This is a genomic window from Sorangium sp. So ce204 (assembly GCF_051526795.1).
GTDB classification, from domain to species: Bacteria; Myxococcota_A; Polyangia; order Polyangiales; family Polyangiaceae; genus Sorangium; species Sorangium cellulosum_B.
This window is the reverse complement of record NZ_CP150317.1, coordinates 969,185-987,521: the sequence shown is the minus strand read 5'-3', so window position 1 is coordinate 987,521 and position 18,337 is coordinate 969,185. Positions and strand designations below refer to the sequence as shown.

Annotated in this window: 11 protein-coding genes; all 11 read right to left on the bottom strand. The window is 69.6% G+C overall.

The features are described from left to right. Positions 1 to 52 precede the first annotated feature (52 nt). Complete coding sequence (locus WMF22_RS03640; RefSeq protein WP_438034860.1) at positions 53 to 1,729, bottom strand: L-aspartate oxidase; 1,677 nt, start codon at positions 1,727 to 1,729, stop codon at positions 53 to 55. Between the two features lie 1,182 nt (positions 1,730 to 2,911). Beyond that, positions 2,912 to 3,463 carry a PP2C family protein-serine/threonine phosphatase gene (locus tag WMF22_RS03635; RefSeq protein ID WP_438034859.1) on the bottom strand — a complete coding sequence of 184 codons (552 nt, stop codon included), beginning with the start codon at positions 3,461 to 3,463 and terminating at the stop codon, positions 2,912 to 2,914. Positions 3,464 to 4,541: 1,078 nt separating this feature from the next. Continuing rightward, entirely contained in the window at positions 4,542 to 6,113 is a 1,572-nt protein-coding gene (locus tag WMF22_RS03630; protein WP_438034858.1) for a PGRS family protein, read from the bottom strand. 20 nt (positions 6,114 to 6,133) lie between these two features. Further along, positions 6,134 to 6,496, bottom strand: coding sequence for a hypothetical protein (locus WMF22_RS03625; RefSeq protein WP_438034857.1), 363 nt, complete (start codon positions 6,494 to 6,496; stop codon positions 6,134 to 6,136). Positions 6,497 to 7,154: 658 nt separating this feature from the next. Beyond that, the gene (locus WMF22_RS03620; protein WP_438034856.1) at positions 7,155 to 8,630 is read right to left on the bottom strand and encodes a hypothetical protein; all 1,476 of its coding nucleotides are present in this window, start codon (positions 8,628 to 8,630) and stop codon (positions 7,155 to 7,157) included. 125 nt (positions 8,631 to 8,755) lie between these two features. Further along, positions 8,756 to 9,451 carry a hypothetical protein gene (locus WMF22_RS03615; RefSeq protein ID WP_438034855.1) on the bottom strand — a complete coding sequence of 232 codons (696 nt, stop codon included), beginning with the start codon at positions 9,449 to 9,451 and terminating at the stop codon, positions 8,756 to 8,758. Between the two features lie 1,056 nt (positions 9,452 to 10,507). Beyond that, complete coding sequence (locus WMF22_RS03610; protein ID WP_438034854.1) at positions 10,508 to 12,067, bottom strand: hypothetical protein; 1,560 nt, start codon at positions 12,065 to 12,067, stop codon at positions 10,508 to 10,510. A gap of 56 nt (positions 12,068 to 12,123) precedes the next feature. After that, positions 12,124 to 13,086 (bottom strand): PEGA domain-containing protein, encoded by a 963-nt coding sequence (locus tag WMF22_RS03605; RefSeq protein WP_438034853.1) that lies wholly within the window; start codon positions 13,084 to 13,086, stop codon positions 12,124 to 12,126. A gap of 568 nt (positions 13,087 to 13,654) precedes the next feature. After that, on the bottom strand, positions 13,655 to 15,211 hold the full coding sequence (locus tag WMF22_RS03600) for a hypothetical protein (RefSeq protein WP_438034852.1): 1,557 nt from the start codon (positions 15,209 to 15,211) through the stop codon (positions 13,655 to 13,657). Between the two features lie 32 nt (positions 15,212 to 15,243). After that, positions 15,244 to 16,173 (bottom strand): PEGA domain-containing protein, encoded by a 930-nt coding sequence (locus WMF22_RS03595; protein WP_438034851.1) that lies wholly within the window; start codon positions 16,171 to 16,173, stop codon positions 15,244 to 15,246. A 565-nt stretch (positions 16,174 to 16,738) separates the two neighbouring features. Next, on the bottom strand, positions 16,739 to 18,319 hold the full coding sequence (locus WMF22_RS03590; protein WP_438034850.1) for a hypothetical protein: 1,581 nt from the start codon (positions 18,317 to 18,319) through the stop codon (positions 16,739 to 16,741). Positions 18,320 to 18,337: the final 18 nt, after the last annotated feature.

Genomic DNA, 18,337 nt, shown 5'->3' with positions numbered 1-18,337 from the left:
GGACCGGGCCCTCCGCCGCTCGGCGGAGGGTCGGGGGTGCCGTGAAGATCGCTCATCGACCTCGCAGATAAGGCACGACGCCCCGCTTCACGACCGTGTCCGTGCCGAGGCGATCGCTCGTCTCCGGGTAGTCGATCGTCGTGTGCAGCCCCCGGCTCTCGTGCCGGGCGGAGGCGCAGCCGACGATGAGCTCGGCCACGGTGGCGATGTTGCGCAGCTCGAGCAGATCCCGGGTGACAAGGTGCTTCCAGTAGTACTCGCGGATCTCCTCCTGGAGCAGGGAGATCCGCCGGGCGGCGCGCCGGAGGCGGGCGTCGGACCGGACGATGCCGACGTAGTTCCACATGGTGCGGCGCAGCTCGTCCCAGTTGTGGGCGACGACGACCTCCTCGTCGCTGGCGACCGCGTTGCCGACCTGCCACTCGGGCACATCGGGGAACGCGCTCTGCCGGAGCTCGGCGATCTGGGTGCCGAGGCGCGCGGCCGCGCGCTGGCCGAAGACGAGCCCCTCGAGCAGCGAGTTCGAGGCGAGCCGGTTCGCGCCGTGCAGCCCCGTGCACGTGCACTCGCCGATCGCCCAGAGCCCGGGGATGGTCGTCCTGCCGTAGAGGTCGGTGGTGATCCCGCCGCACATGTAGTGGGCGGCCGGCACGACGGGGATCGGCTGCGCGGTGATGTCGATGCCGTAGCGGAGGCACTGCGCGTGGATGGTCGGGAAGTGCTCGCGGACGAAGCTCGCGGGCCGGTGGGTGATGTCGAGCAGCACGTAGTCCGAGCCGGTCCGCTTCATCTCGAAGTCGATGGCCCGCGCCACGATGTCGCGCGGCGCGAGGTCCTTGCGCGGATCGTGGCTGGCCATGAAGGCCGTCCCGTCCGGCAGCCGGAGGATGGCGCCCTCGCCGCGCAGCGCCTCGCTCACGAGGAAGCTCTTCGCCTCCGGGTGGAACAGGCACGTCGGGTGGAACTGGTAGAACTCCATGTTCGCGATCTCGGCGCCTGCCCGGTAGGCCATGGCGACGCCGTCGCCCGTCGCGACGTCGGGGTTCGTCGTGTAGAGGTAGACCTTGCCTGCGCCGCCGGTGGCGAGCACGGTCGCCCGCGCGAGGTAGGTCTCGACGACGTGCGGCTTCGAGGCCGGCCGGTGCCGGGGCGCCGGCCGCTCCGAGTCGCGCTGCCGCGGCCCGTTCAGCGCGGCGTCGGTCTCGTCGAGCACGTAGGCGCCGGCGCAGATGTCCGGCCCCCCGAACCGGGAGAGCGGGATGAGGTCGATCGCCGTGTGGTGCTCGGCGAAGCGGATGTTCGGGTTCTGCCGGGCCTGATCGAGGAGCGCGCGCTCGATCTCGAGGCCGGTGGCGTCGGCGGCGTGCACGATCCGCCGCGCGGAGTGCCCCCCCTCGCGCCCGAGGCGCACCTTGCCGTTCTCGTGATCGAACTGGGCGCCCCGCGCGATGAGCTCGCGCACCCGCTCGGGCCCCTCCCGCGCGCAGATCTCGACGACCACCTCGTGACAGAGGCCCGCCCCCGCCTCGAGCGTGTCGGCGATGTGCGCCTCGGGGGAGTCGTCCGGGGCGAAGACCGCGGCGATGCCGCCCTGGGCGTACTTCGTGTTGGATTCGTCACGCGCGCGCTTGGTGACGATGATCACCTCGCCGTGCTCGGCCGCCTCGAGCGCGAAGGTCAGCCCAGCCACACCGCTACCGATGACGAGGAAATCTGTCGTTATCGCCACGGCCAGGAGGGTAGCAGGAGCGGGGCGCACGGAGGTAGGCCGTGGTGCGCTTCCTGCGTGCGACGGCGCTGCGGCCGGGCGTTCGGGCGGGAGGCCGGCGTGGCCGGGGAGAGCCGAGCGCCGGCGTGAGCCTGCGCGAGGTGTGGGCGCGCGCACGGGCTGATCGCGCTCATGGAGGAGCGCCTCGGCCGTTGTCGACGCGCGCCGGGGCGCACGTCGCGCGCTCGGGGTCACAGCGCGAGCTCATGAGCGCAGTCCATCCATCAGAAGGCGCGACTCACGAGGCGCAGCGGGGATGCCGGAGATGCGGTGTTCTGGCACAACACGGCAGGTTCCCGGAGAGCACATCAGAGCCGGCGTCCCCCACACCATCGATGTCGACTCGCTCGACTCGCTCGCTCCAGACCCTTCGTGAAGGGGCCTCCCGCTCAAGGGTCCTCGCCTTTGCGGTGCACCGAGGGAACGAGCATCAGCTTGGGGCGACGCTTGCTTCGCGCTTTAGGACCCCCTGCCGGGCGTGGGATCTTCGCCCACAAGAGGCTCTGCGACGCGGGCAGTCTGGGCCCTGACGGCGGCGCAAGCTCCTCCGCCGCAGCTTCGCGAGCTTCCCGCTCTGCGATGCAGTGCACGCAATACTTCTCGGGATCCCAGTCGATGTCCTCGAGACCCAGCCTCCGTACCCACATCCGCTCCCACTCCCCCATCTTGCTCAAGCTGGGGCGCTTACCAGAGGGAGGAGGGTTGTCTCCGCGGGACCTTCGGTGCTTCGGCATGGGGCTCCTTGAATTCGGGCGGCGCCCATTCTGCCGGCAACGAATGAGCTCGCCAAGGGGTTTCTTCGAATCAGGATTGCCGTTTTGTCGAGTTACGTTCAGCCGTCCGAAATTGTCACGAAATCATACAGCCTCTCATTTTTTCTGCAGCGCTCGCCGCGATCAGCGCGATCAGCAGTCCAGCGGGCTCTGCTCGCCTCTCCCGCCCCCTCCCCGGGCAGTCCGCCGCGGCCGCGGGGTTCGCCGCGGCCTCCGCTCGCTCCGGCGCCGGCATGGCTCCCGGGAAGATCGCCGCCCCACCCTTCGCGCCGTCACCTTCGCCCACAAGAAGGCTGCCCACCCCGGCCCGTGCTCGGCCCTCCGGGCCCGCGGGCGCTCCGGCGCTGCTGCACCGCGCCTCCTGACGAGTTCAACCCACAGACCCCGCAACACGTGCCAGGACGCACATTGCCTGCTCGGGCTCGCCGTTCTCATGAGCGCAGTCCATCAGCAGGCTCGCCGCAAGGCGCAGCTCACGGTGCGCTGCGAGGATGCCGGCGATTCGCTGCTCGGACATCGAGCCCCGGAGGCCCCCCGAGCACGCGAGGAAGATGTCGCCCGGCTCCGTGTCCTCGACCTGGGCCGTCATCTCCACCGCTGCGTCGCAGCCGAGCGCGCGTGTGGCCGCGCTGGCGTGTTGCCCCAGCACGGCTGGGGCATCCGGCGAGGTGGATCCGTCCAGCGCCCCACCGTCGAGCGCCGCATCTTCACGCGTTCGCGCCTCCAGCTTCCCCCCACGGAACCGGTAGATGTGCATATCGCCGGCGTAGGCGATGTACGCCGCCCCGGGCGCGAGCAGCACACCGGCGAAGGTCACCTGCACGCCGCTCGGTCCCGGCCCCGGACGTTCGTCCTCGGAGCGGCCTGTTCGGCGCGGGCTCATCATGAGCCGCACTTCGTCCCGGCACTGCGGCGCGATCATCGCACCAGCACCAAGGTCGTCCACGCTGGCTGCCTCGACAGCGGGATGCACCATCTCGATCGCCGTGCGGGAGACGGCCTCTCCGCCAGGCCGGCCCGTGACCAGGAAGAGCCCCAGGCAAGGCAATTCCCCGGAGCGCTCCTCGTTGCTCGCACGACGCCTCGACACGAGGGCCTCCGCCCCTGCCTCGATGGCGATCGTTGGACGCACCATCCTCCACCTCGCACGCTCGTCGCAAGGACGAGCCGAGTCAGCGCGCACCACGCTCGCGGTGCGCCGGTCTCCTGTTCTGTCGCCCAGCGCGCGGCGCCGTCGCCGTGCGCCCTCTCGGCGTGCTCAGGTCGTCAGCGGCTGCTCGCTCGAGCTGGGAGCTCGCGACGGGACCTTTCGCTCAGGCGCTCAAAAATCTTCGCGCACGAGACGCGCCAGTCGCACCATCTTCAGCAGCAGCCGCCTGCAGCGGCCCTTGCTCCGCCTGCTTCGCCGACCCGCCCTCGGCGGAATCTTCTCCCACCCAGGGCTCAGCCGCAGCTTCGGCCGGCTCCCCGACCGTGCGGCAAGCTCCTCCATCACCGCTTCCCAGGCCGCTCGCTTCGCGATGCAGTGCTCGCAGTGCAGCTCGGGGTCCCACTCCACGTCCTCGAGACCCAGCCTGCGCACCCACATCCGCTCCCACTCCCCCATCCCGCTCGGGCTGGGGCGTCTTCCGGAGGGAGGGGCATCGTTTCCACTGGAATTCCGGCGCATCGGCAGGGCGCTCCTTGGATCGAGCGGCGCGCATACTGCCGGCCACGAACGGGCTCGCCAAGCGTTTTCGTCCAGAAATCGATGTCTTTCGATTACTTACGCGCAGCCAGGTCGGGTCGTCACAAAATCGTACGGTCGTCCTCACTTTCTTCACCGCTCGCCGGTGGCAGCAGCCCGGCGGGCGCGGCTGGCCGCCGTACATGTCGCCGGCGGGGGCGCGTTGCCTCCTCGATGGCGCGTCGCGTCGCGCGATCGTCGGGGTCGCCTCCGCCACAACTGCGCGGCGGCAGGCGGCAGCAGCGACGAGACCGCCCGCTACCTCGTCGCTCATTTACGGAAGTTGCTGCTCCGCCGCCGCCGTGCCTTCCACGCCCGCGTTGGCCGCCACGTTGTTGCTCCCGCCGGGACCTCCGGCGCCCGGCGTGCCCGGTTGCAGCATCGTCTGCCCTTCCTGCTTCACCGCCTCGCCTCGGTACGCGATCGCGAACGACGGCCCGCCGAGGCCTCCTCCTCCTGGACCACCGTTGCCTCCCTGACCTCCATGCCCACCAGCGCACGCGTGCTTCGACCCGCCAACCCCGATGCCGCCAGCACCGCCGAGCCCGCCCGATCCGCCCGGCTGGAGGTCGCCGCCGGCACCTCCCTTGCCCCCATCGCCCGCCTTCAGCACGCAGTCCTTCAGCGTCACCTTCCCCTCCACGCTCGCCAGCGCGATGCTCGCTCCGCCGGCGCCGCCGCCTTGCCCGGGCAGCCCACCGCAGCCACCAGGGCCGCCGCTGCCTCCGCTCGCTCCGGCTCCGGGCATGGCGCCTGGGCAGATCGCCGCGCCGCCCTTGGCGCCGCCGCCTCCGCCTCCGCCTTGTCCCGGCTTGCCCGGTTCGCCGGCTCGGCCGCTCACCCCCGTGTAGCCCGACGAGCTCAGCGCGCCTAGGCCGCTCGCGGCAACGCCGGCGTCGCCGCGAGCGCCGTTGTCACCAACACCAGCGCCACCATTTGTGCCGCCGACATTGCAGTTCCAGCCATCGCCACTCTCTCCGAGTCCGCCAGATCCATTTCCCGCGCTCACTGGCGTTCCGATATCTCCGCCAGTACCATTCAGCACATTTCCATCACCACCACCACCGCCGATCGACAGCCCCCCGCTGCACTCGTTGACCACTTGGGCGCCACCGGACAGCGTTGTGTCTGGCCCCGGCGTGCCATCAACATCGCTACACGCGTTCGTTCCGGCATTCCCAGGCGACGCCTGCGCCGACGCCTCGCTCGGCGCATCCTCTCCCTCCGCGCCATCCGCTCCGTTCCCCGCGATCAACTCGCACCGCGCCAACTCTGCCGTTGCTCCATCGACCAGCACCGCGATCGACGACGCCCCCGGCGCCCGTGCATCCGTCGCGCGCACCGACACGTCCTCGATCCTCACCGCGCCCTCGCCCCGCAGCACCGTCAGCACGATCCCTTCCTCCCCTGGGGCCACGACCGTCTTCGCCGTCTCGCCGATCCAGGTCCACCCGTTCGCGCAATCGAGACCGCCGAACAGCTTGGCTCCCGCTGGCAGCTCGATCGCCTCCGTAAACGTTTCGGCGCACGCGTAGACTCCGCGACCTTGCTCCTCCGCGCGCCGGAGCGCTTCGGCGAGCGTCGCCACCGGCTCCGCCCGGGTACCTGCATTGTCGTCGTTGCCGCTCGAAGCCACGAAGATCCCGCACGTATCCTCCGCGGCGCCCTCGATCTCGCTCGGCACGCACCCGGAAGGCGCAGCCTCACTGCCCCTGCCCCGGTACTCCTCGCAGGTGAGCATGAACTCGCAGTCGTCCTCGACGTGATACCAAAGCCCGTCGCAGCCGCCGGGGACCAGCGCAATGGCGGCGATCGTTCCAAGCAAGGTTCGCCTGAGCGTTCTCATCGTTCTTCCTCCGGCACCACTCACCATGCGTTCACCATCACGACGCTGACGCCCTGTACCCGCGGATCAGGAAGCACGAGCAACGCTGTAGAGCCCTGCGCGCTTTTCCTGGGCCACAGGGCATACGTCACGGCGCCCGTCGCCAGCAGGCCCGATAGGATGTAGCTGCCTAGCGCGATGTCCCCCAGACGACCGGCGCGCTCGCCGGAGCGTTGGAGCTCGGCGCATCGCTCGGCGAACGACGGCGACGCCACGCAGCTGCCGCCTGCGGCGAAGATCTGGTGCCGTTGAGCACGACCTTCCGAGTTCGCATCGTTCGACGCGACGGTCATCAGCACGCCCACCCCGAGCCACACCGCGCTCACTGCTCCCAGCGCGATCACGGGCCCCCAGCTCCTCTTCTCCGGCAGCGGCTGCGCCTCTACCGACACCACGAGCGGCCCCGCCGCGGGCCCTTCGGCCCCCGTCACCGGCACACGCTCTTCGCACCAACCCACACGCGCAGGCGCACAGCACAGAACTACCGCGAGAAGGTAGCTGCCCACCCCCGGCCCGTGCTCGGCCCTACGGGCCTGCGCGCGGTCCGCCCCTCCCACGTCCCACGCTCCGCGCGGGACGGGAGGGGCCTCGGTTGCAACGGCGGTTCGGGATCCAGCGCCACTGCGCCTCTGCTCCGCCGCCACGGCACCGCGATGCTCCGACGCCGCGCAAAAGCGATCTGCTGCCGGGCTGCCTTCAGCGACCGTAGGATGGTATCCGGGTTTGCGGCCCGACGCAGAAGCAGTCAGCAGATCATCGGTCCCTCCGCCCGCGCCTCTTGCGATCCACGCCAGGGTGGTGAAGTTTTCAGCGCCGGGCAGCCCACCGAGCCGCGTCTCCGCGACAAAAGAGTCCCTATCACCCCAGCTCGGGGCGTGTCCATTCATTTATTGTCTCCTCCTTCAGTTCAGCTGCTCACGGAGCACCGCGCTCGTCCGTCGCTCCTCCGCATTGCGCTCAGCCACGAAGAATTCTCACTTATTCTCACCACGCCGCTTCACTTCACCGGCCGCAGCTCGCATTGCCCATGAAGTCCCAACATTCTCCGCTCACGCCTGCGTCGCCGGCGTTTCCTCCCGGCGCCGTGCCTCCGCCATCGCCCGCTGTACCCTCAATGAAGTTCGCCAGCATCACCGCAGCGCCCGGCGCCGCCGCGTAGGCGATGCCCACCGCGTGGCCGCCTCGGCCGCCGGCTCCGGGGCCGCCCATGCCTCCCTGACCGCCATCGCCGCCTCGGCAGCCGATGGATCCACCAAGGGGCGAAGCGGTACCTCCGGTCGCGCCGCTGCCTCCAGGAGCGCCGCCTCTCCCGCCGGCTCCGTTGCCCCCCTTCCCCGCCGTGCCCACCGCGACGGTCACCTCCTTCAGCACAAGCTTCGTCCCGAGACTCACGATCCCGAGGCTCGATCCACCGGCCTTTCCGCCGCCGCCTCCTTTACCGCCGCAACCTCCGGCGCCACCGCCGCCTCCGCTGGCGCCGGGGCCGTCGAAGGTGTTCGCGCCGGCCTGGCAGAAGTGCCCTGCCTTCGCTCCACCGCCTCCGCCGCCCCCTTGACCGCGGGTTCCCCTCTTGCCACTGCCTCCGTCACCGCCAGCGATGCCGGCCAGCATCAGCTGCGTGTCGCTGCTACCGGCGCCGGAATCGCCGCCAGTGCCGGGCAAGCCATCTTCTCCACGCCGGCAGTTGGCGTCGGCCTGCCCAGCGCCACCGAGGCCGGACGCGTCCGGGTTCGGCTCTGGCAACGGCATACCATCCGCCCCCTTCTGCCCGTTGCCGTCGTCGGTACCCGTGATCCCGCCAAGCCCTCCGGCGCCCCCGCGCGTCTCGCCGTCCTCGCACGCCGTCGCGCCGGGATCGCCGCCGTGCACGAGCTCGTCCCGTGCACACGCCGCCGATGCACTCGTCATCGGCGCGCCCGCCCCGCCCTGCGGCGCCTCCGTCGGTGTCTCGCCGTTTGCACCGTCGATCGCATCGCCCGCCGTCACGTCCACCTGCGCGAGTTCCGCCTCGACGTCCGCCACCACCACGCCGATCGACGACCCGCCCGGCTCCGTCGCGCTCGCCGCACGGATCGCGAAGCTCCTCACCGTCGCCCCGCTCGCGCCTCCCGTCATCGTGAGCGCCACCGCGCCCGCCGGTCCCTCGATGGCGCTACGCGTCTCTTCGCTCCACGGCCACTCCGCTTCGCAGTCGAACCCCCCGATCACCTCGACCCGAGCCTCAATCGTCACGCTCTCCGCGAAGGCTCCGCTCGCGCACGCCAGCACCCGTTTGCCGTTCGCTTTGGCTACGGCCTCCCCGAGCGACGCGTACGGCTTCGCCTTCGTCCCGTCTCCCCCCGCCTCCGCCGTCGCGCTCGCGAACACCGCGCACTCGTCTGTCACCGTGCTCGCGTCCTTCGTCGGATCCGGCTCGCATGCGGGGTTCGGCACGCTGCCTCCGGTGCCTGCGGAAGCAAAGTGATCGCAGGTCAGCATCCGCTCGCAATCTCCTGATACGTCGCTCCATATAACGTCACAGCTGCTCGCAACAAGAAACAGCACGACATTCGCCACAATCCAGCGCCTTGCTTTCGTCTTCATCACGTCCTCTCCCGAACTCATCACCACGTACCGAGCACGACGACGGCAGCCCCCGTCGGGAGTGCGCTGGCAGCCACGCGTGCCTGCCCGATAGCCTTGGTTTCATCGCCCGGCCACAGCGCATACGTCAGCCCCGCGGCCGCAAGTACGCCCGATGCGATATATGCGACACCTGCCACACTACCCATCGTGTCGACTCGCTCTCCAGCGCTGTTCAGCTCTGCGCAAACGTCAACAAAAGCCGCCGGCGGCCTCGCGCACTGCCCGCCAGCGTCAGCGATCGCCTGCCTCTGCACGCGCAGTTCGTCGAGCACGTTGCTTCCCGCCATTGTCGCCCAGATCCCCAAACCGAGCCCCAACGCACTCGCCACATCCAGCACAACCGCCGGCACCCAGCTCCTCTTTGTCGGCAGCGCTACCGGCTTCGCAGGTGCCTCCCGCGCAACCGGCCCGCCAGCCCCCGGCCCCGGCGCGGCTCCCTCTTCGCCTCCCTTCGCCGACGGTGTCGCCAACTGCGCCTCGCTTCTCGCCAGCGCCACGTCGACCTTCCCTCCCTTGGCCACCTTCACCGTCTGGCTCGCTGGCACATATCCATCCAGCCTCGCCTCTGCCGAATGCATTCCTGTCGCCGTGACGCGCGCGGCATCCTTCTCCTCGCACCACGCGGCCCGTGCTGGCGTGCAGAGCAGGACGGAGAGCACGATAGCGATGCCCACCCCCGGCCCGTGCTCGGCCCTACGGGCCTGCGCGCGGTCCGCCCCTCCCAGGTCCCGTGCTACGCGCGGGACGGGAGATGTCTCGCCTGCAACGGCAGTCCGAGTACCAACCTGGCGGCGCTCCCATCCCCCTGCAGCCGCGCCTCGAAGCTCTCCCGCTACGCAAAAGCGATCTGCTGCCGGGATCCCTTCAGCGACCGTCGGATAACATCCGCTCTCGCGGCCCGACGCAGAAGAAGTCAGCAGATCAACGGTACCTCCGCCCGCGCCTTGGGCAGTCCACTCGGACGGGGTGAAGTTGTCAGCGCCGGGAAGCCCACCGTGCCGCGTCTCCGCGACAAAACGGTCCCTACCACCCCGACGCGGGGTGCGTTCAACCATTTCTTGTCTCCTCCTTCAGCTCAGCTGCTCACAGACTGCAGCCCTCGTCTGCGACTCATCGCATTCCCTTGAGCACTACACAATTGTCACTCGGCAGCACTTATTTCTCGCCGCCCAGGCGGCCACAATCGAGAGCATTCCCTTGAGAACTAGGAAATTGTCATGCAACACCACTTTTTCTCTCACTGCCACAGCCCTCGTTTCCACCGAAGCTCCGGCACGCTCCGCTCGGCCCCAGTTCGCCAGTGTTCACCCGGCCTCGTGTTGCCTCCGTCGCGTGCGGTACCGGCGGAGCAACCGCTTGCGGCCGCGCGGGTCACCCGCAGGACGCACCTCTCCCCGTCGATCGCGTTCCATGCAATCGACAACGCCTTCATCCACTGCACTTCGCGCTGGCGAGCGACGCCATCGACGACGACGCCCGCTACCTCATCGGTCGCTTACGGAGACGCCTGCTCCGCCGCTGCAGGGCCTTCCGCCCCCGCGCTATCCGACACGTTGTTGCTTCCGCCGGCTCTCCTCAACGCCCGGCGTGCCGGGCTGTAGCGTCGTCGGATCTTCCTGCTTCACCGCCCCGCCTCGGTAGGCGATCACGAACGACGGCCCACCGAGGCTTCCTCCTAGAATTGCATTCCGTTGAGCTCTACGAAATTGCCACGCAGCAACACCTTTTTCTCACTGCCCGCAGCTCTCATTTCCACCAAAATTCCAACACGCGCCGCTGACTCCGGGCGTACCCGCATTCCCGCCCGGCCCCGCACTGCCGCCGTCCCCAGTTGCGCCTTCGGTGAAGCCCTTCAACGCAACCGCTGCGCTCGGCACCGTGGCGTATGCGATGCCCACCGCATGGCCGCCTCGACCGCCTCCCCCGGGTCCACCCGCTCCGCCTTGACCACCTCGACCGCCATCGCAGCCCCGGGTCGAGGGAGAGGTTCCCGAAGCAGTTCCGCCGGCGGCGCCGACGCCGCCATCGGCACCGCTCTGTCCGGCCACTCCATCTCCTCCCTTCCCCGCCCTACCCACCGTGACGCTCACCTCCGTCAGCACCAGCTTCGTCCCCAGGCTCACGATCCCGAAGCTCGACCCGCCGGCCTTCCCGCCTCCGCCTCCCTTGCCGCCACACCCGCCGGCCCCGCCACCGCCGCCGCTCGCGCCGACACCGTCGACGAGAGTCGAGCCGAGCGAGCAGAAAATCCCCGCCTTGGCCCCACCGCCGCCACCGCCCCCTTGGCCGCGGCTGCCCGTCATGCCTTGGCGGCCGTCTCCACCGCTGAGCCCGGCGAGCGTCAGCGTCGCGTCGTTGTTAGCAGGGCCGGCGGCACCGAGCGCACCGGGCGCACCATCTTCTCCACGCCGGCAATTGCCCGCCGTGGTCTGTCCAACCCCGCCGAGCCCGTACTCCTCGAGGTTTTCTTCCGGCAACGGCGCACCGTCCTTCCCGCGCGCTCCATTGCCCTCTTCCGTCCCCGTGATCCCCCCGGTTCCGCCGTCTCCCCCGCGCGTCTCGCCGTCCTCACACGTCGTTACACCCGCGGTGCCGCCGATGACCAGGTTCGGCGCCGCACACGCATTCGACGGCCGCGTCTGCTCCGTGTCTGGTGCGTTGGCTCCCACCTGCGGCGCCTGCGTCGGTGTCTCGCCGTTTGCACCGTCCATCGCATCGCCCGCCGTCACCTCCACCTGCGCGAGTTCCGCCTCGACGTCCGCTACCGCCACGCCGATCGACGATCCTCCCGGCTCCGTCGCGCTCGCCGCGGTCACCGCGAAGCTCCTCACCTTTGCTCCGCTCGCACCTTCGCCCAGCGTGAGCGCGATCAGGTTCGCGGGCGCCTCGATCGCGCTCCGCGCCTCATTGCTCCACGTCCACTCCGCCTCGCAGTCGAAGCCCCCGATCACCTCGACCCCAGCCTCGATCGTCACATTCTCTCGGAAGGCTGCACTCGTGCACGCAAGCACCCGCTTGTTCCCCGCGTTCGCCACCGCCTCCGCGAGCGACGCGTACGGCTTCGCCTTCGTCCCGTCTCCCCCGGCTTCTGCGGTCGCACTCACGAACACTGCGCACTCGTCCGTCACCGTGCTCGCGTTCTGCGTCGGATCAGCCTCGCATCCGGGGTTCGGCACACTGCCGCCATTACCTCCAGATGCGAAGTGATCGCACGTCAGCATCAGCTCGCAATCCTCATCCATATTGTCCCAGAACCCGCTGCACCCGCAAACTGCCGTGGCGAGTCCCAAGCCTGCTACGATCCAACACCTTCGGCCCATGGTCGTTGTTCCTTCGCTCGAGCTCACTACGCACCCAACACGTCGATTCCAACACTACCTGCCTGAACCCGGGGCAATGCGCGAACGCGCTCCGTTGGTGTCGCTTTGGTTCGAGGCCATACGGCATATGTCACCGCAGCGATCGCCAGTGCTCCCGATGCGATGTAGGCCACCCGTGCAGCGTCGCCCAACGTCGCGCCTCGCGAGCCGATGCTCTGAAGCTCTTCACATGGCTTGACGAACGCGGAAGGTGTCGCGCATTGTCCGCCGGCGCTAAGAATCACTTCGCCTTTAGAGCGTGCGTCATCGTGCGCGCTGTTCCTCGCCACCGTCATCGCGATCCCCACGCCGAGCCCCACCGCGCTCGCCGCGCCCAGCGCGATCACCGGCACCCAGTTCTTCTTCGGCGGCGGCCCCACCGGCCCCGCCGGCGGCTGCCCCATCACCGGCCCCGCCGGCGGCTGCCCCATCACCGGCGCACCGGCCGCCACGCCCGCCGCGCCCGCGCCGCCCTCCGTCATCGCGCCCGCCGCCTGCGCCTCGCTCTTCACCGGCACCATCGCCAGCCCCACGTCCGCCGTCTCTCCCTTGGCGCTCTTCGCCGTCTGGCTCACCGGCGCGTACCCCTCCAGCCTCGCCTCTACCCGGTGCTCCCCTGGCTCGACGAACACCTCTCCTTCCAGCGGCGCTCGGCCCACGGCCTTGCCGTCCACAAGCACTTCCGCTCCCGCCGCGCTGACTGTCACCCTCAGCGCACCCACCTGCGCTCGCGACTCCGCCAGCCGCTGCTCCGCCGTCGGCTTCAGCTTCGCCACCGTCTTCACCAGCGGCCAGTTCCTCAGCGCGAACGACAGATGCTCCGCTGCTTCTCGGTACTTCTTCAGCTGGTACTTCGTGTTCCCGAGGTTGTACGCCACGTCGAACGTCGGGTTCAGCTCCCACGCCGACTGCAGCTCAGCCTCCGCCTCCACGTACTTCCTCGACGCCATCGGAGCCGATGAGCCGCGCTCTTCGCACCAACCCACACGCGCAGGTGCGCAGCACAGAATTACCGCGAGAACATAGCTGCCCACCCCCGGCCCGTGCTCGGCCCTGCGGGCCTGCGCGCGGTCCGCCCCTCCCAAGTCCCGCGCTACGCGCGGGACGGGAGGGGTCTCGCCTGCAACCGCGGTTCTGGGTCCAGCGCCACTGCCCCTCTGCCCCGCCACTACGGCACCGCGATGCTCCGATGCCGCGCAAAAACGATCTGCTGCCGGGCTGCCTTCAGCGACCGTAGGATGGTATCCGGGTTTGCGGCCCGACGCAGAAGAAGTCAGCAGATCATCGGTCCCTCCGCCCGCGCCTCTCGCAGTCCACTCCAGGGTGGTGAAGTTTTCAGCGCCGGGCAGCCCACCGTACCGCGTCTCCGCGACAAAAGAGTCCCTACCACCCCGGCGCGGGGTGCGTCCAACCATTTCTTGTCTCCTCCTTCAGCTCAGCTGATCACGGTTCAACGCGCTCGTCCGCATTACCTTCAGCCCGCCCAAATTCTCACTCCGTCTCAACCGTCGTCGACCTTCACTGGTCGCAGCTCGCATCGCCCGCGAAGTCCCAGCACTCGCCCACTCTCCCCAGGTCGCCCGCGATACCGCCAGGACCCCCGAGACCACCCTCACCCGCTGTGCCCGCCACGAAGTTCGCCAGCGTTACCGCCGCTCCCGGCGCCGCGTACGCAAGCCCCACCGCATGACCGCCTCGGCCGCCCGCGCCGGGGCCACCAGCTCCACCTCGACCGCCTTTGCCCCCGTCGCAACCGGGGATGGAGGGTGACACCCCCGATGCTGCTCCACCGGAGGCACCAGCCCCACCGTTGGCCCCGCTCTGTCCGGCGACTCCATCTCCGCCCTTGCCCGCCTTGCCCACCGCTACGGTGACGTCGGTCAGCACCAGCTTCGTCCCGAGGCTCACGATCCCGATGCTCGACCCGCCCGCCTTGCCGCCCCCCCCGCCCTTTCCACCACAACCGCCGGCGCCACCGCCGCCGGCGCTGGCGCCAGGACCGACCATCGGGTTCGCTGAGGGCCCGCAGAACAGCCCTGCTTTCGCGCCCCCGCCGCCACCTCCCCCTTGCCCCTTCTTCCCCGTTCTACCTTCACCGCCGTCGCCTCCGGCAATGCCAGCCAGAGTCAACTCCGTGCCGCTCCCAGCCTCACCGGTCTCGCCGTCAGTGCCGGGAAAACCATCTTCCCCGCGCCTGCAGTTGGCGTCAGTTTGCCCAGCTCCGCCGAGCCCGTACGCATCGGGGTTCGGCTCCGGCAACGGCGCGCCATCCGCCCCCTTTTGTCCGTTACCCTCGTCGGTACCCGTCATCCCGCCGAGTCCACCGACGCCGCCGCGCGTCTCACCGTCCTCACACGTCGTCACACCGGGCTCGCCGCCGAAGACAACGGTATTGCACGCATTCGACAGCTCTGCCGGTGCGCTCGCCCCCGCCTGCGGCGCCTCCGTCGGCGTCTCACCACTCACACCGGCCATCCCGTCACCCGCCGTCACATCCACCTGCGCGAGTTCTGCCTCGACGTCCGCCACCGCCACCCCGATCGACGATCCGCCCGAATCCGTCGCGCTTGCCGCACGGATCGCGAAGCTCCTCACCTTCGCCCCGCTTGCGCCCTCCGTCATCGTGAGCGCCACCGCGCCGGCGGGTCCCTCGATCTCGCTCCGCGCTTGTTCGCTCCAGGTCCACCCCGCCTCGCAGTCGAAGCCCCCGATCACCTCCACCCCGGCCTCGATCCTCACGCTCTCCGCGAACGCACCGCTCGTGCACGCAAGCACTCGCTTGCCCTTCGCGTTCGCCACCGCCTCGCTCAGCGACGCGTACGGCTTCGCCTTCGTTCCGTCTCCCCCCGCCTCTGCCGTCGTGCTCACGAACACCGCGCACTCGTCCGTCACCGTGCTCGCATTCTGCGTCGGATCAGCCTCGCATACCGGGTTCGGCACGCTGCCTCCGGTGCCTGATGGATAGAAATGACCGCACGTAACCAGGAGCTCGCAGTCGTCCGCGAGGTGGCTCCAGAAGCTATCGCACCCCCCTACCGCCAAGACGAACGTCAACCCGCCGAGCGCTTTGCGCATGTTCCGCACGTGCTTTGCCTTTCGGAAGTCCATCACCAAGCCCCCATCACGGCCAAGCCCGCACCACTCGAGTGCACCACGGGCATAACAAGGGTCGGCTCCGAGCGCTTCGACTTCGGCCAAAGCGCATAAGTCACTGCACCGATCGCGAGCACGCCCGAAGCGATGTATGCGACCCGAGCAACGTTCCCCAATGTGTCGGCACGCGATGCGTCGCTCCGCACCTTTTCGCATGGCCCGACCCACGACGCTTCAGGCCTCACGCACTGCGCACCGGCCTCAATGATCGCGGTGCTCTGCGTGTGGGCATCCCCGCTCGCGTTGTTCGACGCCACCGTCGTCCCGATTCCCACGCCGAGCGCCACCGCGCTCGCCGCGCCCAGCGCGATCACCGGCACCCAGTTCTTCTTCGGCGGCGGCTCCACCGGCCCCGCCGGCGGCTGCCCCGTCACCGACGCACCGGCCCCTACGAACGACCCGTTCGTCCCCCCATCCGTCTTCACGCCCGCCGACGCCTGCGGCGCGGCCTTCACCGGCGTTATCGCCAGCTTCACCTCCGCCGTCCCTCCCTTCGCCACACCCACCGTCTGGCTCGCCGGCTCGTAGTCCGGATGTCTCGCTTCCACCCGGTGCTCGCCGGGGTCGACGAACACCTCCCCTTCCAGCGGCGCCCGGCCCACGTTCTTGCCATCCACCAGCACTTCCGCTCCCGCTACGGTGACCGACACCGTGAGCGCACCCACCTGCGTTCGCGACTCCGCGAGCCGCTGCTCCGCTCTCGGCTTCAGCTTCGCCACCGCCTTCAGCAGCGGCCAGTTCCTCAGCGCGAACGAAAGGTACTGCGCTGCTTCTCGATGCTTCTGCAGCTTGTATTCCGTGTTCCCGAGGTTGTACGCCACGTCGAACGTCGGGTTCAGCTCCCACGCCGACTCCAGCTCCGCTTCGAAATACGGGTCTGACACCGTGCCAGGCGACGACCCGAGTTCTTCGCCCCTCGCAGCACGTGCAGGCGCACAGCACAGAAGAGCAGCGACAAGATAGATGCCCACCCCCGGCCCGTGCTCGGCCCTACGGGCCTGCGCGCGGTCCGCCCCTCCCTTGCCCCGCGCTACGCGCGGGACGGGAGGGGTCTCGGTCGCGACGGCCACTCCGCGTCCAGCGCAGCGGCGCGTCCGCCCCCTCGCGCCCCGCGGCCCCCCCGCCGCGCAAAAGCGCTCTGCCGCCAGGCTGCCTTCAGCGACCCTAGGATGGTATTCGGGTTTGCGGCCCGACGCAAAAGCAGTCAGCAGATCATCGGTCCCTCCGCCCGCGCCTTTTGCGATCCACTCCAGGGTGGTGAAGTTTTCAGCGCCGGGCAGCCCACCGTGCCGCGTCTCCGCGACAAAAGAGTCCCTATCACCCCGGCGCGGGGTGCGTCCAACCATTTCTTGTCTCCTCCGTTAGCTCAGCTGCTCGCGGAGCAACGCGCTCGTCCGCATTACCTTCAGCTCGACAAAATTCTCACTCCATCTCAACCGTCGTCGACCTTCACTGGCCGCAGCTCGCATCGCCCGCGAAGGCCCAGCACTCGCCCACTGTCCCCGGGTCGCCCGCGATACCGCCAGGACCCCCGAGACCACCCTCGCCCGCTGTGACCGCCACGAAGTTCGCCAGCGTTACCGCCGCTCCCGGCGCCACCGCGTACGCAAGCCCCACCGCATGACCGCCTCGACCGCCTGCGCCGGGGCCACCAGCTCCACCTCGGCCGCCGTCGCCGCCTTTGCAACCAGAGATTGAGTCGCCAAGACCCGACCCGAGGCCTCCAGTAGCTCCGATTCCACCCGTCGCCCCGGCCTGGCCCAGTGATCCATCCCCTCCCTTGCCCGCCGTGCCTACCGTGACGGTGACGTCGGTCAGCACAAGCTTCGTCCCGAGGCTCACGATCCCGATGCTCGATCCGCCCGCCTTGCCGCCCCCCCCACCCTTTCCGCCACAACCGCCGGCGCCCCCGCCGCCGCCGCTGGCGCCAGGACCAACCATCGGGTTCGCTGAGGGCCCGCAGAACAGCCCTGCTTTCGCGCCCCCGCCGCCACCTCCCCCTTGACCTCGTTTCCCAAATGTGCCGTTCTGGCCGTCGCCGCCAGCGATACCGGACAGCGTCAGCGTCGTGTCGCTGCCGGCGGTTCCGGGGTCACCGGCAGTTCCTGGCGCGCCGGGCTCTCCTTGTCGGCAGTTGCCACCGGTCTGTCCCACGCCGCCGAGGCCGTACTCGTCGGGGTTTGGCTCCGGCAACGGCGCACCATCCGCACCCTTCTGCCCATTACCCTCGTCGGTACCCGTGATCCCGCCGAGCCCGCCAGCGCCACCGCGCGTCTCACCGTCCTCACACGTCGTCACACCGGGCTCGCCACCGAAGACAACGGTATTGCACGCATTCGACAGCTCTGCCGGTGCGCTCGCTCCTGCCTGCGGCGCCTCCGTCGGCGTCGTGCCGTTTGCGCCGTCCATCCCATCGCCCGCGGTCACATCCACCTGCGCAAGCTCCGCCTCGACGTCCGCCACCGTCACGCCGATCGACGAGCCGCCGACCACCGTCGCGCTCGCCGCGCGGATCGCGAAGCTCCTCACCTTCGCCCCGCTCGCGGCCTCCGACACCGTGAGCGCGATCTGGTTCGGCGGTCCCTCGATCGCGCTCCGCGCCTCTGCGCTCCACGTCCAGTCCGCCGCGCAGTCGAAGCCCCCGATCACCTCGACCCCAGCCCCGATCGTCACGCTCTCCGCGAACGCACCGCTCGTGCACGCGAGCACTCGCCTGTTCCCCGCGTTCGCCACTGCCTCCCCGAGCGACGCGTACGGCTTCGCCTTCGTCCCGTCTCCCCCCGCTTCCGCCGTCGCGCTCGCGAACACCGCGCACTCGTCCGTCACCGTGCTCGCGTTCTTCGTCGGGTCCGCCTCGCACTCGGGGTTCGGCACGCTGCCTCCGGTGCCATCCCACAACCCGCGGTGGTGCTCACACATCAGGGTGAACTCGCAGTCCTCCGCGACGTTGCTCCACACCGTATCGCAACCGGCGGAGCAAACGACAAACCCCACGGAGCACAGCTGCCAGCGAACTCGATTCCTCTTCATCGCACCCTCGTGTCGGCT